General features: G+C 66.9%; 28 protein-coding genes and 1 tRNA gene. 13 read left to right on the top strand and 16 right to left on the bottom strand.

The annotated features are described in order from the left end of the window. The coding region (locus GJV64_RS01475) for a glutamate--tRNA ligase family protein (protein WP_235927549.1) at positions 1-480 on the bottom strand (480 nt) is incomplete at its 3' end. 136 nt (positions 481-616) lie between these two features. Here GJV64_RS01475 and GJV64_RS01470 point away from each other — a divergent pair. Continuing rightward, positions 617-1,216, top strand: coding sequence for an HNH endonuclease (locus GJV64_RS01470; RefSeq protein ID WP_235927547.1), 600 nt, complete (start codon positions 617-619; stop codon positions 1,214-1,216). On the opposite strand, the gene GJV64_RS01465 is transcribed toward GJV64_RS01470, so the two are convergent. The 4 genes from GJV64_RS01465 to GJV64_RS01450 are packed head-to-tail and all read right to left on the bottom strand — an operon-like array spanning position 1,207 to position 6,082. Beyond that, positions 1,207-1,800 carry a CDP-alcohol phosphatidyltransferase family protein gene (locus GJV64_RS01465; RefSeq protein ID WP_235927546.1) on the bottom strand — a complete coding sequence of 198 codons (594 nt, stop codon included), beginning with the start codon at positions 1,798-1,800 and terminating at the stop codon, positions 1,207-1,209. The two genes, GJV64_RS01470 and GJV64_RS01465, sit on opposite strands and share 10 nt — an antisense overlap. Before the next feature lie 23 nt (positions 1,801-1,823). Beyond that, positions 1,824-3,083, bottom strand: coding sequence for a NupC/NupG family nucleoside CNT transporter (locus GJV64_RS01460; protein WP_164155519.1), 1,260 nt, complete (start codon positions 3,081-3,083; stop codon positions 1,824-1,826). Then, positions 3,083-5,221 carry an FAD-dependent oxidoreductase gene (locus GJV64_RS01455; protein ID WP_205599481.1) on the bottom strand — a complete coding sequence of 713 codons (2,139 nt, stop codon included), beginning with the start codon at positions 5,219-5,221 and terminating at the stop codon, positions 3,083-3,085. The genes GJV64_RS01460 and GJV64_RS01455 overlap by 1 nt, the downstream gene beginning before the upstream one ends. Positions 5,222-5,278: 57 nt before the next feature. Continuing rightward, positions 5,279-6,082, bottom strand: coding sequence for a transporter (locus GJV64_RS01450; RefSeq protein WP_164155518.1), 804 nt, complete (start codon positions 6,080-6,082; stop codon positions 5,279-5,281). 324 nt (positions 6,083-6,406) lie between these two features. On the opposite strand from GJV64_RS01450, the gene GJV64_RS01445 reads away from it, so the two are divergent. The 3 genes from GJV64_RS01445 to GJV64_RS01435 are packed head-to-tail and all read left to right on the top strand — an operon-like array spanning position 6,407 to position 8,778. After that, positions 6,407-6,910: a DUF302 domain-containing protein gene (locus tag GJV64_RS01445; protein ID WP_164155517.1), complete on the top strand. Its 504-nt coding sequence runs from the start codon at positions 6,407-6,409 to the stop codon at positions 6,908-6,910. A gap of 5 nt (positions 6,911-6,915) precedes the next feature. Then, complete coding sequence (locus tag GJV64_RS01440) at positions 6,916-7,845, top strand: YeeE/YedE thiosulfate transporter family protein (RefSeq protein WP_235927548.1); 930 nt, start codon at positions 6,916-6,918, stop codon at positions 7,843-7,845. A gap of 30 nt (positions 7,846-7,875) precedes the next feature. Beyond that, a complete protein-coding gene (locus tag GJV64_RS01435) occupies positions 7,876-8,778 on the top strand; it encodes a LysR family transcriptional regulator (protein WP_164155515.1) in 903 nt (300 codons plus the stop codon). Here GJV64_RS01435 and GJV64_RS01430 read toward each other — a convergent pair. Then, positions 8,736-9,152, bottom strand: coding sequence for a carboxymuconolactone decarboxylase family protein (locus GJV64_RS01430; protein WP_164155514.1), 417 nt, complete (start codon positions 9,150-9,152; stop codon positions 8,736-8,738). The two genes, GJV64_RS01435 and GJV64_RS01430, sit on opposite strands and share 43 nt — an antisense overlap. Before the next feature lie 79 nt (positions 9,153-9,231). Next, positions 9,232-9,717 carry a cupin domain-containing protein gene (locus tag GJV64_RS01425; RefSeq protein WP_205599480.1) on the bottom strand — a complete coding sequence of 162 codons (486 nt, stop codon included), beginning with the start codon at positions 9,715-9,717 and terminating at the stop codon, positions 9,232-9,234. Positions 9,718-9,918: 201 nt separating this feature from the next. Here GJV64_RS01425 and GJV64_RS01420 point away from each other — a divergent pair, with 201 nt between their 5' ends. From GJV64_RS01420 to GJV64_RS01390, 7 genes are all read left to right on the top strand, one after another. Beyond that, positions 9,919-10,740 (top strand): 3-hydroxybutyrate dehydrogenase, encoded by an 822-nt coding sequence (locus tag GJV64_RS01420; protein WP_164155513.1) that lies wholly within the window; start codon positions 9,919-9,921, stop codon positions 10,738-10,740. Continuing rightward, positions 10,737-11,984, top strand: coding sequence for an NAD(P)/FAD-dependent oxidoreductase (locus GJV64_RS01415; RefSeq protein ID WP_164155512.1), 1,248 nt, complete (start codon positions 10,737-10,739; stop codon positions 11,982-11,984). The genes GJV64_RS01420 and GJV64_RS01415 overlap by 4 nt, the downstream gene beginning before the upstream one ends. Then, positions 11,981-13,123 (top strand): patatin-like phospholipase family protein, encoded by a 1,143-nt coding sequence (locus GJV64_RS01410; protein WP_164155511.1) that lies wholly within the window; start codon positions 11,981-11,983, stop codon positions 13,121-13,123. Before GJV64_RS01415 ends, GJV64_RS01410 begins: the two co-directional genes overlap by 4 nt. A 111-nt stretch (positions 13,124-13,234) precedes the next feature. After that, complete coding sequence (locus GJV64_RS01405; RefSeq protein ID WP_164155510.1) at positions 13,235-13,510, top strand: BufA1 family periplasmic bufferin-type metallophore; 276 nt, start codon at positions 13,235-13,237, stop codon at positions 13,508-13,510. Positions 13,511-13,514: 4 nt separating this feature from the next. Beyond that, positions 13,515-14,348, top strand: a complete 834-nt coding sequence (gene bufB / locus GJV64_RS01400; RefSeq protein ID WP_164155509.1) for an MNIO family bufferin maturase — start codon at positions 13,515-13,517, stop codon at positions 14,346-14,348. Next, positions 14,341-15,078, top strand: a complete 738-nt coding sequence (locus tag GJV64_RS01395) for an HvfC/BufC N-terminal domain-containing protein (RefSeq protein ID WP_164155508.1) — start codon at positions 14,341-14,343, stop codon at positions 15,076-15,078. Before bufB ends, GJV64_RS01395 begins: the two co-directional genes overlap by 8 nt. Then, a complete protein-coding gene (locus GJV64_RS01390; RefSeq protein ID WP_164155507.1) occupies positions 15,075-15,539 on the top strand; it encodes a DoxX family protein in 465 nt (154 codons plus the stop codon). The genes GJV64_RS01395 and GJV64_RS01390 overlap by 4 nt, the downstream gene beginning before the upstream one ends. A gap of 95 nt (positions 15,540-15,634) precedes the next feature. Here the strand turns inward: GJV64_RS01390 and GJV64_RS01385 are convergent, their stop codons facing one another. Beyond that, positions 15,635-16,453 (bottom strand): alpha/beta hydrolase, encoded by an 819-nt coding sequence (locus GJV64_RS01385; RefSeq protein ID WP_164155506.1) that lies wholly within the window; start codon positions 16,451-16,453, stop codon positions 15,635-15,637. Positions 16,454-16,542: 89 nt separating this feature from the next. After that, positions 16,543-18,699 (bottom strand): TonB-dependent receptor, encoded by a 2,157-nt coding sequence (locus GJV64_RS01380; protein ID WP_164155505.1) that lies wholly within the window; start codon positions 18,697-18,699, stop codon positions 16,543-16,545. A 144-nt stretch (positions 18,700-18,843) separates the two neighbouring features. Between GJV64_RS01380 and GJV64_RS01375 the strand changes: the two genes are divergently transcribed. After that, complete coding sequence (locus tag GJV64_RS01375; protein ID WP_164155504.1) at positions 18,844-19,818, top strand: AraC family transcriptional regulator; 975 nt, start codon at positions 18,844-18,846, stop codon at positions 19,816-19,818. A gap of 195 nt (positions 19,819-20,013) precedes the next feature. Here GJV64_RS01375 and GJV64_RS01370 read toward each other — a convergent pair whose 3' ends face one another. The 5 genes from GJV64_RS01370 to GJV64_RS01350 all read right to left on the bottom strand — a co-directional run bounded on the left by GJV64_RS01370 (position 20,014) and on the right by GJV64_RS01350 (position 23,645). Beyond that, positions 20,014-21,369, bottom strand: coding sequence for an MATE family efflux transporter (locus GJV64_RS01370; protein WP_205599479.1), 1,356 nt, complete (start codon positions 21,367-21,369; stop codon positions 20,014-20,016). Between the two features lie 24 nt (positions 21,370-21,393). Then, entirely contained in the window at positions 21,394-21,987 is a 594-nt protein-coding gene (locus GJV64_RS01365; RefSeq protein ID WP_164155503.1) for a TetR/AcrR family transcriptional regulator, read from the bottom strand. 13 nt (positions 21,988-22,000) lie between these two features. After that, positions 22,001-22,786 carry an SDR family NAD(P)-dependent oxidoreductase gene (locus GJV64_RS01360; RefSeq protein WP_164155502.1) on the bottom strand — a complete coding sequence of 262 codons (786 nt, stop codon included), beginning with the start codon at positions 22,784-22,786 and terminating at the stop codon, positions 22,001-22,003. A gap of 12 nt (positions 22,787-22,798) precedes the next feature. After that, the gene (locus tag GJV64_RS01355; RefSeq protein ID WP_164155501.1) at positions 22,799-23,227 is read right to left on the bottom strand and encodes a tautomerase family protein; all 429 of its coding nucleotides are present in this window, start codon (positions 23,225-23,227) and stop codon (positions 22,799-22,801) included. A gap of 328 nt (positions 23,228-23,555) precedes the next feature. Beyond that, positions 23,556-23,645, bottom strand: a tRNA-Ser gene (locus GJV64_RS01350). A 197-nt stretch (positions 23,646-23,842) separates the two neighbouring features. Here GJV64_RS01350 and hspQ point away from each other — a divergent pair. Further along, on the top strand, positions 23,843-24,250 hold the full coding sequence (gene hspQ / locus GJV64_RS01345; protein ID WP_235927545.1) for a heat shock protein HspQ: 408 nt from the start codon (positions 23,843-23,845) through the stop codon (positions 24,248-24,250). On the opposite strand, the gene GJV64_RS01340 is transcribed toward hspQ, so the two are convergent. Further along, positions 24,247-24,735, bottom strand: coding sequence for a demethoxyubiquinone hydroxylase family protein (locus GJV64_RS01340; RefSeq protein WP_164155500.1), 489 nt, complete (start codon positions 24,733-24,735; stop codon positions 24,247-24,249). The two genes, hspQ and GJV64_RS01340, sit on opposite strands and share 4 nt — an antisense overlap. A gap of 62 nt (positions 24,736-24,797) precedes the next feature. Beyond that, the coding region (locus GJV64_RS01335) for a disulfide bond formation protein B (protein ID WP_164155499.1) at positions 24,798-25,126 on the bottom strand (329 nt) is incomplete at its 5' end.

Genomic DNA, 25,126 nt, shown 5'->3' with positions numbered 1-25,126 from the left:
GTCGAGCCGCCAGGCGGGCGTCTCGCTTGCCAGCCGACGCGCGCGCTCGTCCGCCGACAGGTGGCGGCAGGTGCCGGGATAGGCCGGCCCCTCCGGGCCATGCGGCGCCGCGACGGCCGCTGCAATGTCTGCCCGCGTGCAGAAGCAGGGATAGGCCACGCCCAGGGCCACCAACTGGTCGAGCGCAGCGCGGTAAACTGCCGTGCGCTCCGACTGGCGCCACACCGGCCCATCCCAGTCCAGCCCCAGCCAGGCGAGATCTTCGAGGATCGCCGCCTCAAATTCGGGGCGGCAGCGAGTGGTGTCGATATCCTCGATCCTCAGGATGAAGCGGCCACCGTTCGCACGCGCCAGACGCCAGGCTGTGACGGCCGAAAAGGCGTGGCCGCGGTGCAACAGGCCCGTGGGGGACGGCGCAAAGCGGGTGACGGGTGCGGCGATGTTATCCACATTATCCACAACGAAATCCGGTGTTGTCATTGGCCCGACATACAATCCGTTGTAAACGGAGATCATTCACGGTGTGGCCGCTCGCTTCGCGGCCCTGGGGCCAAAACCCTGGTGCGACTGGGCCCGTGGAACTGGCAGCCGCTCCCCTGTTGCGGGAGGGCAAGGGATGCTGACGACGGAGCTGATCGAGACCAAGTTCTTGACAGCGCGCGAACTGGTTTCGCCCGAAGCCTGCCCGGCGCTGGTACTGAACGCCGATTTCACCCCGCTCTCCTATTATCCCCTGTCGCTGTGGTCGTGGCAGACGGCGGTGAAGGCCGCCTTCCTCGAACGCGTCGACATCATCGCCGAATATGACCGCGAGATCGCCTCGCCGTCGATGCGGATGAAGCTGCCTTCGGTGATCGCGCTCCGGCAATATGTGCGCCCGGCCAGCCACCCGGCCTTCACCCGCTTCAACCTGTTCCTGCGCGATCGCTTCACCTGCCAGTATTGCAGCGTGCCGGGCGGCGAGCTGACCTTCGATCATGTCATCCCGCGGGCCTATGGCGGGCGCACGACGTGGGAGAATGTCACCACCGCCTGCGCGCCGTGCAACCTGAAGAAGGGCGGCCGCACCCCGGCGGAGGCGCATATGCAGCTGATCAGCCGGCCGGAACAGCCCTCCACCCACCAGTTGCAGGCCAACGGCCGCGCTTTCCCGCCGCATTACTGCCACGAGACCTGGCGCGACTATCTCTATTGGGACGTCGAGCTTCAGGCCTGAGGCGGCCGCCGAAACTGCTGCCGGGCCATCAGGCTGCGCTGCACCACGGTCAAGGCGCACAGGCCGGCATAGACCAGTGCAATGGTGGCAAACTGCTGTGGCCACAGGCACATGGCGATGAAGCAGGCGATGGTTTCGGTGCCCTCGGCAAGGCCGGTGGAATAGAAGAAGCTCTTTCGCCCATGCGCTGTCGTCTCCTCGCCGCGCCGGGCGGCGATGGCGGCAAAGGCGAGGAAGCTGACCCCGGTAAGGGTGAAGCTGGCCACCAGCAGCAGTGCTGGCACCAGGTTGGCCGGCGCGGCCAGCCCGAAGGCCAGCGGCACGGCGGTGTAGACCACGAAGTCCGACACGATGTCGAGATAGCCACCGAAATCGCTGGGGCCGTTGGCGCGGGCGACCGCGCCATCCAGCCCGTCGGCCAGCCGGTTGAGCAGGATGAGCGCCAGCGCCAGGCCGTGCTGGCCATGGAAGATGGCAACGGCCGCACCCAGCCCGGGCAGCAGGGCCAGCAGGGTGACGGCATTGGCACTGATACCGGTGCGCGCCACGGCCCGGCCCACGGCATTCAGTGGCGGATCGATCAACGGGCGCAGCCTTGCGTCGAACATCAGCTGGCCGGGGTCACAAGGCCGATCATGGCGCCGGTCATCAGCGTCGCCATGTTGCCGGCCAGCCAGCTTTTCATGCCCAGCCCGGCGACATCGGCCCGCCGCTCCGGCGCCAGCGTGCCGATGGTCGAGATGATCAGGCCGACACTGGCGAGATTGGCCACCCCGCACAGCGCATAGGTGACGATCAGCAGGCTGCGCGGCGCGAGTGTGCCGGGGGCAAGCGCCGCCAGATCGAGATAGGCGACATATTCGTTCAGGATGGCCTTGGTGCCCATCAGCGCGCCGGCCGCACCAGCCTCTTCCCACGGCACGCCGATGCCCCACATGGCGGGTGCAAACAGCCAGCCCATGACGCGCCTCAATGTGAGCGGCGCATCGGCCACCGGGCCAATGAGCGCCAGCAGCTGATCGGCCAGGTTCACCAATGCGAACAGGGTGATGATGATGCCGATCACCGCCAGCATCAGCTGCACCCCCTCCATGGCGCCGCGCACCACGGCATCCATGGCGCCGTCATAGGCAAGATCAGGCTCCACGGCCGCCGTGTCGGCGGCACCATCAGTCGGCACCATCAGCCGCGCCAGCAGCAGGGCGGCCGGCAGTGAGACGAGGGAGGCGACGATCATGTGCCCCACCGCATCGGGCAGCACCGCGCGCAGCGTGGTGGCATAGAGCACCAGGATGGCGCCCGAGATGGTCGCCATGATGAGGGTCATCGTCATGAACAGATCGGCCCGGCTCATCCGTGCCAGCCAGGCGCGCAGCACCAGCGGGGTTTCGACAACGCCCAGGAACATGGTCGCCCCGCCCGCGAGGCCGACAACGCCCGACACGCCCAGCGAGCGTCGCAGCGCCCAGGCCAGAGCGCGCACGGCGGCGCGCAGCACGCCCCAGTGCCATAGCAGCGCCGACAGGGCGGAAAACACGATGATCAGAGGCAGGATCTGGAAGGCGATGACCAAGGGCGGCTGCGCGCCCGGCTTCAGCACGAAGGGCAGCGCCGCCCCGCCCAGATAGCCGAACATGTAGGAGGAGCCGGCGAGCGTGGCGGTTTCGACCGCGCTGATCGCCCGGTTGATCTGGCCAACGGCGGCCCACAGCAGCGGCACCTGCGTGGCGATGGCGGCGATACCCAGCTGCAGCCCCAGCGCGCCGGCCAGCCAGCGCCAGCCGGGGCGCCGCGCCCGGTCTTCCGAAAGCGCGAAGGCCAGCGCCAGGATGGCGGCAATGCCGATCAGCCCCTGAAACTGGGCCATCAGCCGCGTCGCCAGGCGTGATAGCGGCCCACCCACTGCAGCAGCCGTTCGGGGGCATGGCGCTTCTTCCACACCCCGGCGGCGAACTTGTTGGCTTCGGCCATGGTGGGATAGGCGTGGACGGTGCCGAGGATCTTGTTGAGCCCCAGGCCATGCTTCATCGCCAGCACATATTCGGCGATGATCTCGCCGGCATGCTCGCCAACGATGGTGACGCCAAGGATCCGGTCCTTGCCCGGCGGGGTGATCAGCTTGACGAACCCGGCGGTGGCGCTGTCGGCAATGGCGCGATCGAGCTCGTGCAGCGGATAGAGGGTCACTTCATGCGGGATGCCGGCGGCCCTGGCCTCGGCCTCGTTGAGGCCGACGCGCGCCACTTCCGGATCCACGAACGTCACATGCGGGATGACGCGATAATCGGCCTTGAAGCGCTTGAGGTCCCCGAACAGCGCGTTGACGCTGGCATACCAGGCCTGGTGCGCGGCGACGTGGGTGAACTGGTAGGGCCCGGCCACGTCGCCGGCGGCATAGATGTTGGGGTGCAGCGTCGCGAGATATTCATCGGTCACCACGGTGCGGCCGGTCTCGATGCCCAGGTTCTCCAGACCATAGCCCGACAGCCGCGCCTTGCGCCCCACCGCCACGATCAGCGCATCGAAGGGCACGGCGCGCTCCACGCCGCCCGCCGCCACGATCAGCTGCCCGGCCTCGACCCGCACCGCAGCATGGCCGGTGAGCACGGTGACGCCCGAGGCCTCCAGCGACGCGCGCACCAGGTCTGACACGTCGGCGTCCTCACGCGGCAGCAGTGCCGCGCCCATCTCCACCTGGGTGACGGCAGCACCCAGCCGGGCAAAGGCCTGCGCCAGTTCGCAGCCGATGGGGCCGCCGCCCAGCACCGCGATGCGGCCGGGCAGATGGTCCATCTGGGCCAGCCGCTCCCACATGGTATCGCTGGTCAGATAGCCGCTGTCGGCCAGCCCAGGCAAATCGGGCACGATCGGCGCGGCGCCGGCGGCGATGATGATGCTGCGGGTGGTCAGCCGCCGGCTGCTGCCATCATGGCCGGCGATCTCCACCGTCCACGGGTCGATGATGCGGGCATGGCCCTGGACCACGTCCACGCCCAGCCCGCTGTAGCGCTCCACGCTGTCGTTGGGGGCGATGGCGGCGATGGCGGCCTCCACCCGGGCCATCAGGCTGCGGAAATCAAACTGGGGCTCGGCTGCGTGCAGGCCATAGGCCCTGGCGCCGCGCATCATGTGGGCGGCGCGGGCCGACTTGATCAGCGCCTTTGACGGCACGCAGCCATAGTTGAGGCAGTCGCCGCCCATCTTGCCGGCCTCGACCAGCGTCACCTTCGCGCGCACCGTCGCGCCGATCAGCGAGGAGACCAGCCCGGCCGCGCCGGCGCCGATCACCACCATGTTGCGGTCGAAACGCTTCGGCCTTGTCCAGCGGGCCTGCACCCGGCGGCGTTTCAGCCGCGCCATCAGCCAGCGGCCCAGCCACGGCAGCAGGCCAAGCGCGGCGAACGAGGCGATCAGCCCCGGCGAGGCGACATCGGCAAGCCTGTCGATCGCGGCCAGTTGGGTGCCGGCGTTCACATAGACGATGGTGCCCAGCAGCATGCCGACCTGGCTGACGCCATAGAAGGTGAGGGTGCGGATGGGCGTCAGGCCCATCAACAGGTTGACGAGGAAGAAGGGGAAGATCGGCACCAGCCGCAGCGAGAACAGGTAGAAGGCCCCGTCGCGCTCGATCCCTTCGTTGATGGCGCGCAGCCGCGTGCCGAAGCGGCCCTGCACCCAGTCGCGCAGCAGGTGGCGGGAGGCGAGGAAGGCCAGCGTGGCGCCGATGGAGGAGGCGAAGGAGACGATGATGGTGCCCGCCAGCAGCCCGAACAGTGCGCCGCCGGCCAGGGTGAGGATGGCCGCACCGGGCAGCGACAGCGCGGTGACCGCAACATAGGCTGCCATGTAGGCCGCGATCACTAGCGCCGGCCGCTCGGCAGACAGCGCCGCCAGTTCGGCCTGCCGGGCCTTGAGCGTCGCAAGGCTCAGATATTGGCCGAGATCGAAGGCCACGAAGGCAAGGGCGGCGCCCAGCAGCAGGAGGAGGATGGCAAGGCGCTTCACGGACCAGCACCTTCACCGCAAAGGCGCTGCAACGCAACAGGCCGTGGCCAGTGCCCGTCAGAAGCGGGTGGAAACGCCAAGATAAGCGACAAGGCCGGGGGTTGCGGCATTCAGCCCGACATTGGCGCCGACGTCTATCTGCAGGGTTGGCCGCGCCAGCCAGGCCAGCGACACGTCATAGCTGTACTGGCTTACAGTGCCGGACGGATCGAAATTCTGGCTGGTCCAGATCTCGTTGTAGAGGGTGAAGGCGCCGATCTGCCTGGCGAGGTTCACGAGGCCGGTGAAGCCGGCATGGCGCCCCTGCCCATCAAAATCGGCCAGCACATCAAGCTGCGGCCCCAGCGTCACCGTCCAGCCGCCGGGCACACTGATGTTGACCGGCGCGGCGATGCCGCCTTCCACCTTGCCGTTGCCGATACCTGCCCGCGCGGTCGGCAGCTTGACGAAGGGCAGTAGCGAAAGCTGGAAGGCGCCGTCTGCCGCCGTCAGCCGCTGCTTGAAGCGCAGCGTGACATCGCCGATGCCCGACTGGGTGGCGATGGTCCCGGCGGCGTCGCGGCTGCGCAGCCGTGTGAACGGCACCCAGTTCAGTTGGAGGTCGCTGCTGCCAGTCAGGCCATATTTGACGGTCGGGTTGGTGAACAGGAACTGGTCGGTGCGGGTGCCGCCTGCCGTGCTGGTCAGCCAGCTGAAGCCATCTGTCTCGATCTGCACCAGCCCCTTGGGCACGGTGCAGGCAAAGTTCGACTTGGTCGGCCGGTCGGTACAGATCGGCGCCGCGGCCGTGGAAGCGGTGGGCACCTCAACCTGCGCGGCGGCCGGCGCGGCGATGAAGGTGAGGAGCAGCAGAACACGCATCGGAAATGGCCTTTCAGACCAGGAACGGAGAGAGCCGCAGCGACCCGACGCCGGCCCCGGACCACCCAGCAGCAGCGCCTGGCTGCAACGCTGGATGGCTAACGCGAATTGCAGCGGTGGAGAAGGCAGGATGGCCTCTCACCAATTCGGCCATCGCGGCCTGCCAACGGATGATCGCCAGTCGCCCCCACCCGATGCGCCTCCCCGGCGATCAGGCCAGCATGCAGCAAGGTCATCAACCCGATACTCTGACGTGATTTCACAAGCAGGCCATCTGCGCCGATACCGTGACGGTTGCCACGATGTCCCAATGAGGAGCTTGTCATGCGCCGTTCCCACATCCTTGCTTCCCTCGCCGCTGCCCTGGTCGTCATGGGCTCGGCGCACGCCCAGCCAGCGCCGGCACCATCCCCGGTCACCACGCCCGTGCCCAATGCCGACGGCGTGATTCAGCTGCACAGCGCCAACGACTTCGACACAACGCTGGCCCGGCTGAAGGCCGATGTGGCGGCCAAGGGCATCCGCTTCTTCGATGCCATCGATCAGACCGGTCTGGGTGATGGCGCCGGCCTCAAGATCAGGCGTTCGACCCTGGTGCTGTTCGGCAATCCGCCGCTGGGCGTCCAGTTCCTGCAGGCCAACCCCTATGCCGGACTCGACTGGCCGGTGCGCATGCTGGTGCTCGAGGATGCCCAGGGCGACGTGTGGCTGGCCTGGACCGACTTCAATCACATCGCCCGTCGCTACCGGATCACCAACCGTGATGCTCAGTTCAAGATGGCCAGCGAGGTTGCCGCCTCCATTGCGGCAGCTGCCGCCACCAGGTGACGGCCATGCTTGCCAGCGCCATTGCGTTGCTGGCCGCCGCGCTGATGGGCCTTGCCATCCAGCGCGGCGCCACCTGCATGGTGGCCGCCGTGGCGGAACTGGTGGAGCAGCACAAGGCTGGCCGCGCCCTGGCGCTCGCAGAGGCGGCACTGTGGGTGGGCGGCCTGGTCATCCTCGCCAGGATGGCGGGCTGGCTTCCGGATGTTCCTGCCGGCCATGCCGCGTCCTGGCAGGCGTTTGCCGGGGGCGTCGCACTGGGCCTTGGCGCCTGGCTCAACGCGGCCTGCATGTTCGGCACCATTGCCCGTATCGGATCGGGTCAATGGGCCTGGCTGGCAACGCCGATCGGCTATTATCTTGCCTGCCTGGCCGTCCCGAATGTGCCAACCGGCCCGGCCGATATGCCGCCGGCTCTCAGCAGCCTGTTGCCGCTGGTGATCGGCTTTGCCGCGCTTCTGTCGTGGCGGCTGGTCCAGGCGCAGCGCGCGCCCAGCGTGGCCGCCTGGCTCTGGCATCCGCACCGCGCCACCCTGCTGATCGCCGTGACCTTTGTCATCACGATGCTCACGGTTGGCGCCTGGGCCTATACCGATGCGCTCACCGCCCTCGCGCGCGCCATGAATGCGCAGCTGGGTCTGCGCGGCGTGATGGTAATGGCGCTGCTGGGCGGGGCGATCGGCGGCGGCTGGCTGGCCCGCTCGCTGCGCCCGATCCCGGTCCGCGCCATCGATCTTGTGCGCTGCCTTGCCGGTGGCGGCCTGATGGGCGTGGGCGCCGTGCTGGTGCCCGGCGGCAATGATGGCCTGATCATGGTGGGCCTGCCGCTGCTGCAGGCGCAGGCGTGGGTGGCGGTGCCGGCCATGGCCGCAACGATCGCCCTGGCCATCTGGGCCGCGCAGCAGTGGCCGCTGGCAAATCGCGTTGCGAAATCGTAAACTGGAAAGGTCGGTTGGGGGAGAACGCCGATGGAGATGCAGCAGGTCAGGTACTTTGTTGCGCTGTCCCAGACACTCAATTTCACCCGCGCTGCCGAACAGTGCAATGTCAGCCAGCCGGCCTTGACCCGCGCCATCCAGCAGCTTGAGCATGAACTGGGCGGGCCCCTGTTCCACCGCGAGCGCGGCAACACCCACCTGTCCGAACTGGGCCGCATGATGCTGCCGTATCTGGAGACGGTGAACGCCTCTGCCTGCGCCGCCAGGGAGGCAGCCCGTTCGGCCCGCCGCCTCGAACAGGGCTCGCTGACCCTGGGTGCCATGTGCACCATCGGGCCGCAGCTTGTCGCCCGATTGCTGGTGCAGTTCCAGGCCGCGCATCCTGATGTCGAGATCAACGTGATCGACGGCGAGGCTAGCGCCATGCTGGAGCGGCTGGAGAGGGGCGACCTTCATATCGGGATCGTCGGGATGCCCGGCGAGCTGCCCGACAGCTTCCACCAGTTGCCGGTGTTCACGGAACGCTTTGTCATCGTCATTCCGCGCGGCCACCCCTGGGCCGAACGCAATGCCGTGCGTGTCGCCGATCTGAATGGCGAGCCTTATGTCGGCCGCAGCAATTGCGAAGTGTTCCAGATGGTGACCGAGGATTTCGCCCGGCGCGGCGTCACCACGCGCAAGGTGTTCAGCTCACCGCGCGACGAATGGGTGCAGAACATGATCAAGGCCGGGCTGGGCTTCGGCTTCTTCCCGGAATATTCGGTGACCGATCCGGATCTGGTGGTGCGGCCGCTGATCGAACCGGGCTATTCGCGGACCATCTATCTGGCCACGGTGCGCGGTCGGCCGCATTCACCCGCGGTCGGCGCCTTCGTGCGCGAAGCCCGGCGCTATGCCTGGCCATTGCTGTCGTCGGACGCCTCGCAGGACTGACAGTCAGCAGCACCCTCCACCAGCAGATCGTGGCACTGGGCGAGGGCATCAAGCGCACGCGCGAAACCGGCGTGGAGCGCCGTCTGCATCAGCACCTCGAGGATTTCGGACTTGTGCCAGCCCAGTTGGAGGGCCGCAGACACGTTGCTGCGCAGCTGGGCGATCGAGGCACCGAGTGCAGCCTGCGCGGCAACGGCGGCAAGCGCCCGATCCTTCAGCGGCAAGCCGGGCCGCGCCAGGATTTCGCCATAGCCAAAGCCGATGGCAATGCGGACAAAGTCGGGCGCCAGTTCGGCAACCCGGTTGTGGCGGGCATCAAGGCCAGCGCCAATCCGGTTCAGGACATCCAGTCCCGTGCGGTAACTGTCGCTCACATCATGTTCCTGGCTGACAGAAGGGCGGCGCAGTGACGGCCGCCATGGCCATCACTGCGCCGCCCCTTCCTGGCTGAGATCAATCCCGGGCCTTGACGTCGGCGGACAACAGCACCGCGGGCACCCTGCCGGTGTTTTTCCACCAGTGGGAGATGCCATCGGATTCGCTGGAAACCTCACCAGCCTTGTGGACGATCCCGACAGCGCAGCTGCTGCGATACTCGGTCACCTCACCACTCACGGTGATGATCAGGGCGGGGCGGCCCACATGGCTGTGCAGGGGCACGATGCCGCCGGGCTGCACGACCAGCCTGCGCAACCGCAGGTCTCGGTTGTTGACCTCGATCTCCTTCTGCAGGTCAACCGATCCGATCAGATCGTCCGTCACCATGGCCGGTGCCATGGGCGCGCCAGGCAGCGGGTTGGCGATGGTCTGTCCGGCCGGGCAGCTGCCTGCCAGAGCCGGTGTGCCAGCCAGGATGGCTGCACTGGTGGCCAGGATCGCGGCCAGGGGAATGTTACGGGTCATCATCTCTTCCTTTGTTCCGATTGAAACCGGTGTCACGGATCGAAGGCGACGCTGGAGCCTGGTTTCGGGGGACGGGTTAGGCCGGAACGAGCCCGCTCTCCGTGACAGGCTGATTCCTACTGCCGATCTGGCCACGGCTACATTCGATTGTCGGCATGAACTCCATGCGTGAACGGCATTTCAGCAGGCAGGCCCGGCCCCGCATCCTTGCGTCAACATCCCGCAAGGAGAATCCGCATGAACATTCAGCCGCTCGCCCACCATGGCGCTGCCCGGCCACTGGCCGGCCGGGTCGCCCTTGTCACCGGGTCAACCAGCGGCATCGGCCTTGGCATCGCCCGCGCGCTGGCCGGGGCCGGCGCGCACATCGTCCTCAATGGCCTGGGTGATCCGGCCGAGATCGAGGCCACTCGCGCCGACCTCGCGGCCGACGCCGGGGTCGAGGTGGCCTATGATGGCGCCAATCTGATCGATCCCGCCGGTGCCGTCATGATGGTCGGCAATGCCCTCGCCCGCTTCGGCCGGCTCGACATCCTGGTCAACAACGCCGGCATCCAGTTCGTCAGCCCGATCGAAGACTTCCCCGCCGAGCGCTGGGACGCGATCATTGCCCTCAACCTGTCGTCGGCGTTCCACGCCATCCGCACCGCCTTTGGCCCCATGAAGGCGGCTGGCTGGGGCCGCATCATCAACGTGGCCTCCGCCCATGGTCTTGTCGCCTCGCCGTTCAAGAGCGCCTATGTGGCGGCCAAGCATGGCATTGTTGGGCTCACCAAGACGGTGGCTCTGGAAGGCGCCCGCTTCGGCATCACCTGCAATGCGATCTGCCCTGGCTATGTTTGGACGCCGCTGGTCGAAGGCCAGATAGAAGACACCGCCCGCGCCCGCGGCATCAGCCGCGAGGCAGTGATCGAGACTGTGCTGCTGGCCGCCCAGCCGAGCAAGAAATTCGCCACCGTAGAGGAACTCGGCGCCCTGGCTGTGTTCCTGGCCACCGACGCCGGCGCCTCCATCACCGGTACAGCCTTGCCGGTTGATGGAGGCTGGGTGGCGCAATGAAACCGCGCATCGTCATTGTCGGCGCCGGCTTCGGGGGTCTTGCGGCCGCGCAAGGCCTAGCGCGCGCCGATGTCGACATCACACTGATCGATGGCCGCAACCATCATCTGTTCCAGCCCCTGCTCTATCAGGTGGCAACCGCCGGCCTGTCACCGGCCGACATCGCGGCACCGATCCGCGCCATCCTGCGTGATCAGGCCAATGTGCGGGTCGTGCTGGCTTGGGTGGTCGGCGTCGATCGTGCCGGCCGACGCGTGCAGCTCGCCGATGGCCGGCATGTCGCCTACGACCGGCTGATCATCGCCACCGGCGCCCAGCACAGCTATCTCGGCAATGATGACTGGGCCAGCCGGGCACCCGGCATCAAGTCCATCGATGATGCCACCGCCGTGCGCCGCAAGGTGTTGCTGGCGCTGGAGCAGGCCGAGACCGAAACCGATCCTGATGTGCGCCATGCCCTGCTCACCTTCGCGGTGATCGGCGGCGGCCCCACCGGTGTGGAGATGGCCGGCGCCATTGCCGAACTCACACGCCGCTCGGTCTCGCGCGACTTCCGTTCCATCACGCCCCAGTGCAGCCGGGTCCTGCTCGTCGAAGCCGGCCCGCGGCTGCTCAACAGCTTCACCGAGGCCATGGCCGAAAAGGCGCTGGCCGCGATCAGAGCGCTGGGTGTCACCGTGCTGCTCGGCAAGAAGGTCGAAGCCATCAGCGATCGTTTCGTCGATGTTGGCGGCATCCGTATCCCGTGCCGCACCGTGATCTGGGCGGCTGGGGTCGAGGCCTCGCCGGCAGCGGCCTGGCTGGAGGCGCCCGCCGATGCCGCCGGGCGGGTGCTAGTGCGGGACGATCTCACCCTTCCAGGCCATCCCGAAATCCAGGTGATTGGCGACACCGCCGCGCTGGCTGATGGCACCGCCCTGCCCGGCATTGCGCCGGTGGCCAAGCAGCAGGGCAGGCACGCGGCCCGCACGATCGTCACCGGCAAGGCCATGCCCTTCCGCTATCGCGACCGCGGCAAGCTGGCCACCATCGGTCGCCATCAGGCGGTGATCGAGTATGGCCGGCTGCGCCTCTCCGGCCCGCTGGCCTGGCTGCTGTGGTGCACGGCCCACATCTATTTCCTCGTAGGCTTCCGCAACCGCCTCGAAGTCGGGATCCGCTGGCTGTGGAGCTATCTCACCTTCGACCGCAGCGCCCGGCTCATCACCGGCGCAACGACCCAGATCCAGGGAGACAGACCATGACCACGACGATCCACGACGAGCTTCGCCAGCTTGGCCAGCAGGTGCTGGTGCTGCAGGGGGGCGGTGCGCTTGGCGCCTACCAGGTGGGCGTCTACCAGGCCCTGCACGAGCATGGCATCGAGCCGGACTGGGTGATCGGCACCTCGATCGGCGCCATCAATGCCGCCATCATCGCCGGCAGCCCGCTGCATGAGCGCATGGACCGGCTGCGCGAGTTCTGGCGCCGGGTCGAGCATGGCCAGTTATTCGACCGGATGCTGCCAGCCCAGTTCGCTGGCCCGTGGCGCAACATGGCGACCATCACCCAGGGCCTGCCCGGCTTCTTCATGCCGAACCCGATGGCCTTCATGAGTCCCCACATGCCGCTGGGGGCGGAACGGGCCGGCTATTATTCGGTCAATCCCCTGCGACGGACGCTGGGCGATCTTGTCGACTTCTCGGCCATCAACGGCGGTCCCATGCGGCTCACGGTCGGCGCGACGCGCGTGGCCACCAGCGAGATGGTCTATTTCGACAGTCGCGACATGGCGCTCGAACTCGATCACGTCATGGCCTCCGGCGCCTTGCCGCCGGCCTTCCCGGCGGTGCGCATCGATGGCGAACTCTATTGGGATGGCGGCATTCTTTCGAACACGCCGGTCGAGGTGGTGTTCGACGACAATCCGCGCCGCAACTCGATGGTCTATGCCGTCCACATCTGGAACCCGCACGGCCCCGAACCCCAGTCGATCTGGGACGTGATGAACCGCCAGAAGGACGTGCAATACTCCAGCCGCGCGAGCACCCACATCAAGCGGCAGCGCCAGTTGCACCAGCTGCGCCACATCATCACCGAACTCGCTGCCCTGGTGCCGCCGGAGCAGCGCCAGAGCCCCGAGGTCGCCCATCTTGCCGCCTATGGCTGCGCCACCCGCATGCACGTGATCCGTCTGCTGGCCCCAACGCTGGCCAACGAGGATCACAGCAAGGACATCGACTTCAGTGCCGCCGGAATCAGCGCCCGCTGGGAGGCCGGCTATGCCGACACCATGCACACGCTGGAATCGGCGCCATGGCGCGAGCCGGTCGATCCACTGGAAGGCTTTGTCCTCCACGAGGCCATGGGCGGCCACATGATCACCACGCCGGCGGCAGGGTAACAGGACTGCATCGACATGATGCGCTCTGGGCAGCGGACGGCGCGGGCGCCTGGCGCGATGATGCTGAAGCACCGCCCCCGGTGCCAGATCCGAAGAATGAAAGGACCCGAAATGAAGACCGCCAATGTCGCCATCACCGCTGCCATGCTGAGCGCGCTTGCTGCCGCAGCCGCCCATGCCAGCCCGGTGGCTCCGCAGCCCGGCAAGGACAAATGCTATGGCATCAGCCTGGCCGGCAAGAACGACTGCAAGGCCGGGGCCGGCACCAGCTGTGCCGGCACCAGCCACGTCAACTACCAGGGCAATGCCTGGAAATATGTCGCCAAGGGCACCTGCACGCAGATCAAGACGCCCAAGGGTGTCGGCTCCTTGACCCCGAAGGCCTGATGCGATGACCGGCCCGACCGCTGGCGTGGCATTCAAGCCCCAGCATTTCGACGAGGCCATGGCCGCGTCGGCGGTCGGCCTCTGGTTCGAGGTCCATGCCGAGAACTACATGGTCGATGGCGGCCCGCGCCTGGCCATGCTGGACGCCCTGCGCGGCATTCGCCCCCTGTCCCTGCATGGCGTGGGCTTGTCCCTGGGCGGGCACGAACGGCCCGATCCCGATCATCTGGCCGCCTTTCAGCGCCTGGTTGCGCGGTGCGAACCTTTCCTGGTGTCGGAACACCTGGCCTGGTCACGCATTGGCCGGCGCTGCCTTCCCGACCTGCTGCCGGTGCCGCGCACGGCCGCCGCGCTAGATGCCGTCTGCCGCAACATCGACATCGTGCAGAGCGCGCTTCGCCGCCCGATCCTGATCGAGAACCCGGCCCATTATCTGGCCGTGGAAGCCCGCTGGAGCGAGCCGGATTTCCTGCGCGAGATCGTGCGGCGTACCGGCTGCGGCCTGCTGATCGACGTCAACAATGTCGCGGTGGCGTCAAACAATCTGCGGTTTGATCCCGTTGGCTATCTGGACGCGCTGCCCCACCAGGCCATCGGCGAGATCCACATCGCCGGCCATCGGCCCGATCCGAACCTCGGGCCGGCCCTGCTCATCGACAGTCACGATGCACCGGTGGCGGACTGCGTCTGGCGCCTGTTGGACCGGCTGCTCGATCGATGCGGCCCACGGCCGGTGCTTCTCGAACGCGATGGCGACATACCGCCCTTTGCCGATCTCATGGCCGAACGCGACCGCGCTGCCGCGCTCCTGGAACGAAAGGTCCCCGCCAATGTCTGACCTGTTTGCATGGCAACATGATCTTGCCAGGAAGCTGCAGCGGCCAAGGCGCCGCGACCCGGCCCTGCATGTCTATCGCAACACCGTGCTGAAGGGCACCATCGACGCGCTCGCCGACAATTATCCGACCGTGGTGATGCTGCTGGGCGACGCCATGTTCACAACACTGGCGCGGGCCTTTGCTGCGCGACGTCCGCCCGGCAGCCCGGTGTTGGCCCATTATGGGGCCGGCTTCGACCGCTGGCTGGGCCGCCACCCCGTCGCCGCCGATCTGCCCTATCTTTCCGATGTTGCGCGGATCGACCGGCTTCACACCGAATCGCACCTGGCCGCCGATGCCGAGTGCCTCGATCCGGCCAGCCTTGCCGAGATGTCGGCCGATCAATGGTCACGCTGCCGGGCGCAGCTGCATCCGGCCACCCGCTTCGACTGGTTCGCCCTGCCGGCACCCGACATCTGGATCGCCCATCGCCATCCCGACCTCGCCGAGTTGGCGCCGGATTGGCAGCCGCAGGGCATCCTCCTGACCCGGCCCACCGGCGGGGTGGAACCGCTGACAATCGATGCCGGACTGCACCGCATCCTGATGGCTCTGAAGGCCGGCCTCAGCGTTGGCGCGGCGGCCCTGCAGGCGGCCGAGTTGCACCCCGACTGCTGCATCACCGATGCCTTCCGCATTCTCATCAGCAGTGGCGCTGTCGCCACCCTCACGCCGGAGTTCGAGCCATGATCGCTGCCGAGGCCCCTGCCCCCGCTGCCCGAACCAGCCTGTCCGATCGCGGAGCAGGCCTGCTGGCCGCTGCCCTGCCGCTGTCCTTCCTGCTGCTGGTCCAGCGGCTGGGCATTGCCGCCATCTTCTTCCTGTCCGGCCGCACCAAGGTGAGCGGCTGGTTTACCGTCACGGACGAGGCGGTCGAGCTGTTCCGGTCGGAATATGCTCTGCCCCTGCTGTCGCCCGAATTCGCCGCGCATGCGGCCGCCCTTGCCGAACATATCTTCCCGGCGCTGCTGGCGCTGGGCCTGGGCACCCGCTTCGCGGCGCTGGCGCTGCTTGGCATGACCATGGTGATCCAGGTCTTCGTCTATCCCGATGCCTGGCCCACCCATCTCAGCTGGGCCGGCCTGCTGTTGCCGCTCGTCGCCATGGGCGGCGGCCGTTTCGCGCTGGACCGGCTGGCCGGAATCAAGTGATGCCCTTGGCGATACCCGAATTTTGGCCGCCTGCCGCCCAGGGCTGTCGCAGCGCCCGCACGTGAGGCCATGTCGAGCCCCGGTTTCCCGTGGCGTCAATCAACCAGAAACAGGGCAGCCTCAGCAATTGCTGCCGAGGCTTCGGGAAGTTTGCCGATAAAGGCGTGCCAGACATGGGGCATATCCGGCCACAATGACAGGCGCGCCCAATGCTGCTGCACCCACAGCCGCTGCGTGAATTGCAGTGCCTGCCCGCGCAGCGTCTCGGCGGCACTGGCTTGCACCAGCGTTCGCGGAAGCCGCGCCAGCGCGGCGGCATTGGCGTGCAAAGGGCTAAGGCGCGGATCCGTTGCTGCGAGTTCCGGCGCATAAAACGTGGCGACCATTGCCATGGCTTCGGGCGATACGGCTGGATCATCGGCCAAGCCGGCAAAGCCTGCCACAACATTGTCGACCGACAGGAACGGGCAGATGAGCAGCAACCGATCAATCGGCGGAACAGGGTCCACTGGCCCCAAGCCCATGGCGATGACGGCTGCCAGATTGCCGCCGGCCGAATCTCCTGCAAGAGACAGCCGGTCAGCCGGCCTGGCATCATCAGGGCCATTGCTGGCCGCATGAACAAGCGCTGCAGCGGCATCAATCAGGGCGGACGGGAAGGGATGTTCCGGGGCCAACCGGTAATCGGGCAAGAGAACCGGTTGGCCGGTCCTGTGGGCAAATTCGGCCGCAATGGCGCGATGGCTGGTTGGCGATCCGGCCACCCAGCCGCCGCCATGCAAGTAAACGATGCGCGCATCCCCGGCTCCCGGCGGTACCAGCCATTCTGCTGCCATTCCGCCGATCTGCACCGGTGTCACCCGGCAGGCAGCCAAACCCGGCCCGCTGCAGCCCATGCCGTAATCGTCCACCATGACACGCATGGCGGCTATCGGATCAAGCCCTTCGGGCGGTGGCCGCCGCAGATGAGCGTGAACAGCGGCAAGATCGGCGCGCATGACCGTCAGAACCGCCGCTCGATGCCGATGCCAAAGTGGCGGGGCGGCTCCAGCGATGCCACGCGCACCGAACCCAGCAGCGGGGAGACGACGGCCAGCGAGGACAACACCCGGCGATCGGTGAGGTTGCGGGCAAAGATGTTCACCTGCCAGTTGCCATCGGCGCTGGTCCACGCCGTGCCCAGATCAAGCCGGGCAAAGCCGGGTTGCCGGGCATCGGGCGTGTTGAATTCGGTGAAATAATATTCCGACCGCCATTGCACCCGGCCGTTGAATGCGAGGCTGCTGCCGCCCGCCAGCGGCGCGCGATAATCCGCCGCCAGCATGCCCTGCCAGCGCGAGGTGAGCGGCAGGCGGTTACCGGCATTGTTGAAGGCCTGGAACCCGCGCCGCTGATCGGTAGAGACAAAGCTGCCGAAACCGGCATCCATCCAGCTGCCCGACAAGGTGAGCGTGAGGCGCGGCAACGGCTTGGCGCTGGCTTCAAGTTCGACGCCATTGATCCGCGAAGAGGCGGCATTGGCGAGGATCTGACTGAGCGGGCCGACCTGCACGATCTGCAGATCGCTGTAGTCCGATGTGTAGCCCGTGAGGTTGATGGACCAGTCACGCCCCGAAAGCCGTGCCCCGGCTTCGATCGTGACGTTGATTTCCGGGTTCACCGGCGGCGTGAAGGCCCCAACATTGAGCGCGCCGGATTTGAAGCCACGCGCCACCGAAGCATAAAGCAACGTGCCCTTGGCCGGAGTGAAATCAATCCCGGCCTTGCCCGACCATTCGCCCCAACCACGGCGCTGCTGGCCGTTGATGGTGGGCGCCAGGAAGGTGAGGAACTCGCTGGCGCGTTTCAGATCATGGCTGTAACGACCGCCGACCCGCAGCGCCACCGAGTCCGATAACGCCAGCTTGCCATCGGCATAGCCCGCCAATGCTTCGGTGGTGACCGTGCCGCCACCGGCAAAGGCATAGGGGATCGGGAAATCAAGCGGCAGTTCCGGATCAAGGAAGGCGCCGGGCAGAAGGCCATCGACGAAGGTTGTGCGGCTCTGGCGGAAGCGCAGCCATGTCGCCCCGGCCAGCCAGTCGAGCTTGCCGGCTTCCCCCTTCAGATAGGCTTCGAGGCTGGTCTGCCGACTGTCGGTATCGAGCGTGGTGGTGGCAACGCTGCGTGCGGTACCATCCTGATCAAAGGTGATGACGCGGCTGGAACCACGCGTATCGGCGATAACCACCAGTTCGGCCGCACCCAGCGGCTGTTCCAGTCGTCCGGTGACTGACCAGACATCACGGCGGTTGACCGCGCCCTGGCTCTGGAAACTGCGCGATGCCGCCGACGGCTTCACGCCGAACAGGAACTCGGCCGGGTGCGGGAAGGGATCGGCAAGGATCTTCAGCGCCGGGCCGGCATCATCCTGCGTGTAGCCACTGGCGGTGAGCAGCAGGCGTCCCGCCCCAAGCGGCACCGCCACCTGCAAGCGGCCGGCAAGGCTGTTTTCGGCATCGCCCCGGTTGCGCGCGCCGGGCGTGCCGGCCAGTTCATTGCGGGTGAAGCCGTTTAGCCGGCGATACTGCACGCTGGCGCGCGCGGTGATGCCGCCGCCCAGCGGCCCGGACAGCACGGCATCGCCCTGCACCCGGCCATAATCGCCCAGCTGCAGCCCGATGCGGCCATCCAGCGTTTCGGTCGGCGCGTTGGCCACCAGGTTGACCGCGCCGCCGGTGGCATTGCGGCCATAAAGTGCCCCCTGCGGCCCGCGCAGCACCTCGATGCGGGCGAGATCGAGGAAGGCGACCGCAGTGGCTTCCTGATCGGACAGATAGACGCCGTCGGCATAGGTGGCGACACCCGGATCGCCTCCTGGCGAGAAGAAGTTGTTGCCGACACCGCGAATAAAAATCTGCGCGATGCCAAAGCTTTGTGCAAAATTCAAACTGGGCACTTGTTGGGCCAGTTCGGCCAGACCCTGGTTGCCGCCTCGCCGCAAGGCATCGCCCTGGAGCACCGATAGCGCCAGCGGCGTTTCCGCCAGTCGGCTGCTGCGCCGTTCCGCAGTGACAATAATCTCTTCTGCATCCGTGTCGGTTGCGACCTCCGCAGCGTTACCGGCCCCGGCGATCATCACCAGCATCAGTGCCGTTCCCGCTTTCAGAAGCTCACGCATCCCCTTGCCTCCCCCTGGTATGTTTTGCAGCAAGGCTAGGCCCGGATCAGCCGCACCGTGAAGGACAGGATGGGACGGCATTGGGGGACATTTTCGCTCAAATTCGTCATTGCGTGCGACGGCGGTGTGCGCCAGCATCGGCCCGTGCCGGCCCTGATCCCCTTTGCCTTTCTGGCCACCCTGCTGGGCGAAGCGCCGGCCCGGCAAATGCTCGACAGGGCCGGGCTGCCGGCTGACGGCACGCCGATTGGCCATCTCGATTTCTGGCGGCTGCTGCGCAACAACATCGATCAGACCGGCGATGAACGCCACGCCATCGGACCGCAGACAGTGCCAGATGGCAGTTTCCATCTGCTGCTTGCGGCGATGCGTCTGGGGCGAGACCTGGGCGACGGTCTGGCGCGGCTGGCGGCAGCGTCGCGCATCGTCTGGTCCGATCTGCCGCTGGAGGTCCGGCAGGGCCATGATTTGCGGCTGCGTATAGCCGGCATGGCCAACGCCAGCCCGCAGCACAGCCTGTATGTGGAAATGGTGGTGGTCGTGATCCACACCGCCTGCTGCTGGATGACCGGACAGCATCTGCAGCCGCGCCGCCTGCTGGCACCGCCAAGTGATGTCCCTGGTACCGGCAGCCTGTTTGCCTTGCTGGGCTGTCTGGTGCTGCGGCGCGGCAATGCCGTTGAATTGGTCTACCCGGCGAGCACGGCCAATCTGGGCATCATCGCCGATCGATTCGATTTGTGGCCCAGCCTTATGTTTGAGACCTATCGCCAGATCACCGCCGAACCGCTGGCCCGGGCCAGCACCACCGAACAGTGTCTCGACCTGCTGTGGCAGGCGCCGCTTGATCAGCCGACGCTTGCCGCCGCCATGGGCATTTCGGTCGCCACATTGCGCCGACGACTGGCTTATGAAGGCCAAAGCTATCGCGCGCTGATCGGCCAAGTCCGCCAGCAACAGGCGCTGGCAGCACTGAAAACAGAGGTGGGGCTTGAAGATCTTGCCGCAGGCCTCGGCTATTCGGAAGCGCGCAGCCTGCGCCGCGCCACGCACCGCTGGTTCGGCGCCGCGCCCAGCCAACTGCGTGCTTCTGAAGGTCGAACGAAGCTTCGACGGTAGATCGCGCGCCGGCCACTCTGGCGATTGCCGCCTGACGGGCTGAACGGCAGCAATGAGGACGAGAACAGGTCTCTCTTCGATGTTGAAGCGCCCGGTTGAGCGCTGATTGATGGTAAGAAGGGTGACAGTTGCGCCTTTCCAGGGGCTGGTTGCGGACACGCCGATTGTGGGGATACGACCCGCACTCCCTGCTGTTCACCGCCACTTGCTCATCTTCACGACGAGGGCGGTGCCGATTCCCATTGCCGCCATGGCGCCCGTTGACAGCAGGAAGATGCTGTCGGCAGTGCCGGATTGGTTCAGCAGCAGCGCGCCCCCGGCAAGGATGATCGCCGTGCGCAGGGCCTGCGCCAGGATGACACCGCCAACGCGTCCAGCCCCTTGCGAGGCAAAGTAGAGGCACAGCCCCATGCCGAACAGGCCATAGCCAAAACCAGCGACCGAGAGATAGGCATAGGCCGCCTGGCGTACCGGGCTGACATCGGTGAAGAGATCGACCCAAAGCCCGGGCAGCGCGACCGCCAACAACCCGATGGCACCGACACCGGTGAAGGCAAGCGCGCCCGCGGTCCAGGCCACACGGCGCGCCCGCGCAATGTCGCGCGATCCGATCGCGGTCCCGACCATGGGCACAGCGGCCACGCCAACCGAGAAGGCAATCGGGATCAGCAGGAACTCCAACCGCACCCCGATGCCATAGCCCGCCAGCACATCAGGCCCGAAGCGCGCGACCATCCTCGTCAGCATCAGCACCGACGCCACCGACAGCAGCGGCGACAGCATGGCAATCGCGCCAATGCGCAGCAAGGCGGCGACATGCTCCGCCCGTGCGGCACCGGCTGCAAAGCCCAGGGTGATGGCGCTCCTTCCGGCGCGGATGTAGAGGAACAGGATGATCGCAGCCGTCCAGAAGGCGGCGACCTGCCCGAGGGCCACGCCAGCAATGCCCAACGCCGGGAACGGCCCAACACCAAGCCCGAAGGCCCCGCCAATCAGCACCTGCCCGATGCCGGCGCACAAGAGGATGTTGGCCGGTACAGCCATGTTGCCCGAGCCCCGCAGCATCGAGGACAGCGTGTTGGCCAGCCAGATGGCAGGAATGCCCCATGCGGCCGTGTTGGCAAACGCCAATGCCTGTTCCAGCACCGTGCCGCTGCCGCCCAGCAGCGCGAACAGGTCCCGGCCGAAAACCCGCACCAGAACGGCGAGGACCAGACCAAACACCACGGCAATTGCCAGCGCGGCCAGCGCCAACCCTTGTGCCAACGCGCGATTGCCGGCGCCCATCGCCCGGCTGATGCCGCCGGAAATGGTGCCGCCCATGGCCCCGGCCGACAGCATCTGCATCAGCATGAACACCGGGAAGGCCAGGGCGATGCCGCCCAATGCGGCAACGCCGATCCGGCCGACATAGGCCGTCTCGGCAATGGAGACGATCGCTGCCGATCCAAGCGCAACCAGATTGGGCAGCGTCAGCCGCAGCAATGTGGGCAGCACCGGGCCAGACCTGAGCAGTTCGGCACGCTGGGCGGCTGGCGATGTAGTGGCCAATGGCTCGATCCTGTCCACAGAGCCCTACCAGGGCCTGGTGGCGAGACAGAGCGCTGCGTCGCGGCCCTCGCGGACCAGGCGGTCCACAGCGGCATCATCGGTTTCGATGCGCATCAGCTGCAGCACGCCCATCATTGCCGCGAACACGGTTCGGGCCCGCATCTCGCGCTGGTCTGGCGTGCCGCCCGGAGGCAAATGGTCCGCAATCAACTGCACCAGGCGCCCGGTCTGCGCAGCAAAGCGATTGCGGGTCTCGGCCGGCTCACGGGCGATCTCGGGCGCCAGCGCGGCGGCGGCACAGCCCAGATCCATATGCACACGGTGGCGGGGCCGCAGGTAATTGGCGATCAGGGTTTCAAGCTTGCGATCTGCCGGTGCGGCGGCGAGCACCTCCTCGAAATAGCCCAGCGTGCTTTGCGCCGCTGTTTCCACGGCAGCTGCCACCAGATCGGTTCGCGACGGGAAGTGCGCGTAAAAGCCGCCATGGGTCAGGCCGGCATCGGCCATCAGCGACCGCACGCCCACGGCCGCGATGCCATCGCGCCGGAACCGTTCGGCCGCGTTTTTCAATATGGCCTCGCGTGCTGCCTGCTTGTGATCCTTTGAATATCGCGCCACGCCCCGCCGCCCTTCAAACGCGCTGATAACGGGCGGCAATCGCCCCGCCCATCACATCGCGCATGAAGGCCATGCGCGCGCCTTCAAGTTCATCCCAATGATGTTCGGATGCAAGGGAGGGCACGATCACCTCGTCCCCCCGTTCGGCGGCAACCAGCACGGCATCGGCCAGCGCATCGGCGCTTACGTAGCTGGAGTCCGGGAAGATGTTGTCGCTGATGCCTTGCGCGGAGAAGAACTCGGTCTTCACCGGGCCAGGCAACACGACATGGACACCAATGCCGCTGCCGGCCAGTTCCAGCCGCAGCGAGCGGGTGAAATTCAGCACATAGGCCTTGGAGCCACTGTAGGCGCCGCCGCCCGAGCTCGGCATCAATGCCATCACCGACGCGATGTTGATGAGGCTGCCGCGCCCCGCCGCGCGGAACTGCGCCACGGCCGCCAGCGACAGGCGGGTGAGCGCCAGCACGTTGATCCGCAGCAGCGCTTCCTGAACATCGGCGGCAACCGCCGAGGTGGCGCCAAGCGCGCCCACCCCGGCATTGTTGACGAGCAAGGTGACCGGGATTGCGGACAGCCGCGCTTCCAGTCGGGCCACATCATCAGCAGTGCCAAGATCCGCCGCAAGCGTCTCCACCCCCACGCCGGTTTCGGCCCGCAACTGCGCGGCCAGCGATTCCAGCCGGTCGGCCCGGCGGGCGACCAGCAGCAGATCATGGCCACGCCGGGCCAGACGCGCGGCGAAGGCGGCGCCGATACCGGAAGAGGCGCCGGTGATGACAGCAGTTCCCATGCTCATGCGGCTTGTCCTTCAATCATGGGTGCGGGGCGATGCGCGGTTTTCCGCGCGCCAGCGGGTCTCGTCCGGCGTGCCGGCCCGCGGCGGGTAGAAGCCATTGATCGACCAGTAATCGAACGGGGTTTCGTCGATATGCAGCTCCCAGTCGAACCCGCGATCGGCGACATAAGGCTTCAGGATGGCGTTGATGCGATCGATGAAGCGGCGGCTCACTTCGACTGACGGGAAGCTGCGGGCGATATGCTCCATCACGATGCGCACGAAACGGTCAGCCGGCTTGCCGCCTACGAAAAATTGCGCCGGATCAATCGGATGGAAGACGATCCCCACATAGAAGCGCGGCATCACCGCGCCGTAGACATCGGTGATCTTCTCCGCCAGCGCGGCCTTGTCGTCCGCTGAAAAGGCGTCGACGGGATGGAATATCTGCCATAGCGGCATGGCAACATGCTCCTGTGTGCGCCACTCCCGTTAGAATGACATGTGTAATGTTCAATAGGCGCTATTGAATGTCAAGCGTAATTTCATTTGGGCCTGACACAGTGGCACGGCGGACCGCGGCTGCCCTTGGTCAGGACAAGGGAGAGGAGGGCCCGTAACGGACGCGCACCAACCGTCGTGCCAGCGGTCTAGGCCAGGCCGACCGGTTGGGCCGCGGCCCCGTTGCTGCGTCAGAAGGAGGTTGCGGGGTTGCTGGGTTCAGGTTCGAACCACACCGGCGCGGATTTGACGGGCTTGGGGACGGCGGCAATTCCGCGACCAGCAAGATTGGCGGAGAGGGTGGGATTCGAACCCACGGTGAGCTTGCACCCACAACGGTTTTCGAGACCGTCCCAATCGACCACTCTGGCACCTCTCCGCGATGCGCGCCGGTCAGAGGTTACCAAAGGCCCGGGCAGGTCAGGCGGGGCCTATAGCGAAGGGCCGGGGCCCTGCCAAGGGGGCTTGCCGCCGGCGGATGAACCGGGCGCGACAGCGGCACCCCTTCACGTGGGCTCGCGACACCCTATATTCCAACAAGGGCGGGCATTGCAGTCCATGCCCGCACAAGGAACCATGAGCATCAACGAGCCTGACACCGCCATGTGGAAACCCCAGCCCTTCCGCACGAGCGCCGCCATCGAAGCCCAGGCCGATGCGGCCACCCCGGCGCTGTTCACCATCGGCGACGTGGTCAAGCACCGCATCTTCCCATTCCGCGGCGTGATCTTCGATGTCGATCCGGTGTTCAACAACACCGAGGAATGGTGGCAGTCGATCCCCGAGGCCATCCGCCCACACAAGGACCAGCCCTTCTATCACCTGTTCGCCGAGAACGAGGAATCGGCCTATGTCGCCTATGTCAGCCAGCAGAATTTGCTGCCTGATCCAGAAGGCGACCCGGTGCAGCACCCGGGCGTGATCCAGATGTTTTCCGGTCGCGAAGGCGGGCGCTATCAGCTGCGCCGCGAGATGAAGAATTAGATCTTCTTCGCCACCGCGATCGCCGCCCGGCAGCCGGCGCGGATCAGCCCTTCCAGCACCGGAAAGGCGCCGCCGCCGGTGTGGGCGGCCGCGGCATCGCGGTGCGCCACTTCATCGGCGCGATAATCATCGATCATCGCCTTCAGTTCAGGGTCGCTACCATCGGCCAGCGCCACGGTCTGCTCGCCATAATGTTCGTCGATCACCGTTTCCACCGCCTCGGTGCAGGCCATCGCCGCCTTGGGGCCGAGGAGCGCGGTGCCGGCACCCAGCGCAAAGCCGGCGACGTGCCAGATGGGCGCGAACAGCGTCGGGCGCACGCCGCGCGCCGTCATGATGCGGTTCATGCCATCGAGATGCCGCTGTTCCTGCGCGGCCATGTGGCGGATCTCGCCAGCATGCTTGTGGCGCCCGCCCATCACCGCCAGTTGCCCGGCGTAGATGCGCGCCGCGCCGGTTTCGCCGGCCTGATCAACGCGGATCATGCTGCGCGTATCGGGCCGGGGATCGCCCGGCAGCCGGCGTTTTGATGCAGGTGGGGTTGGGTTCAGCGGCGCAGCATCAACCACAGGGCGGCTCCGGCAAAGGAAAGGCTTATCAGGAAATTCCAGCCTGCCATGGACACGCCGAACAGGGACCAGGGTATGGCGTCGCAGCGCACCAGCGGCTGCGCCAATATGTCGGCCAGCATGGCATCGGCACTGCCGGCGGCCGGCGGTGCCGTGCAACGGGTGAGGCCCTGCCACCATTTTTGTTCCACGCCGGCGTGAAACAGCGCGATGCCGGCGTTGGTGGCCATGGCGGCCAGTGCCGCCCAGCCAGTGGCCCGCGCCACCGTCGCAAGCGCAGACGCAGGCGCCGGCGCGCGCGTCGCGA

Source organism: Sandarakinorhabdus rubra (genome assembly GCF_010994245.1).
Taxonomy (GTDB): Bacteria; Pseudomonadota; Alphaproteobacteria; order Sphingomonadales; family Sphingomonadaceae; genus Sandarakinorhabdus; species Sandarakinorhabdus rubra.
This window is presented reverse-complemented; position numbering and strand designations above follow the sequence as displayed.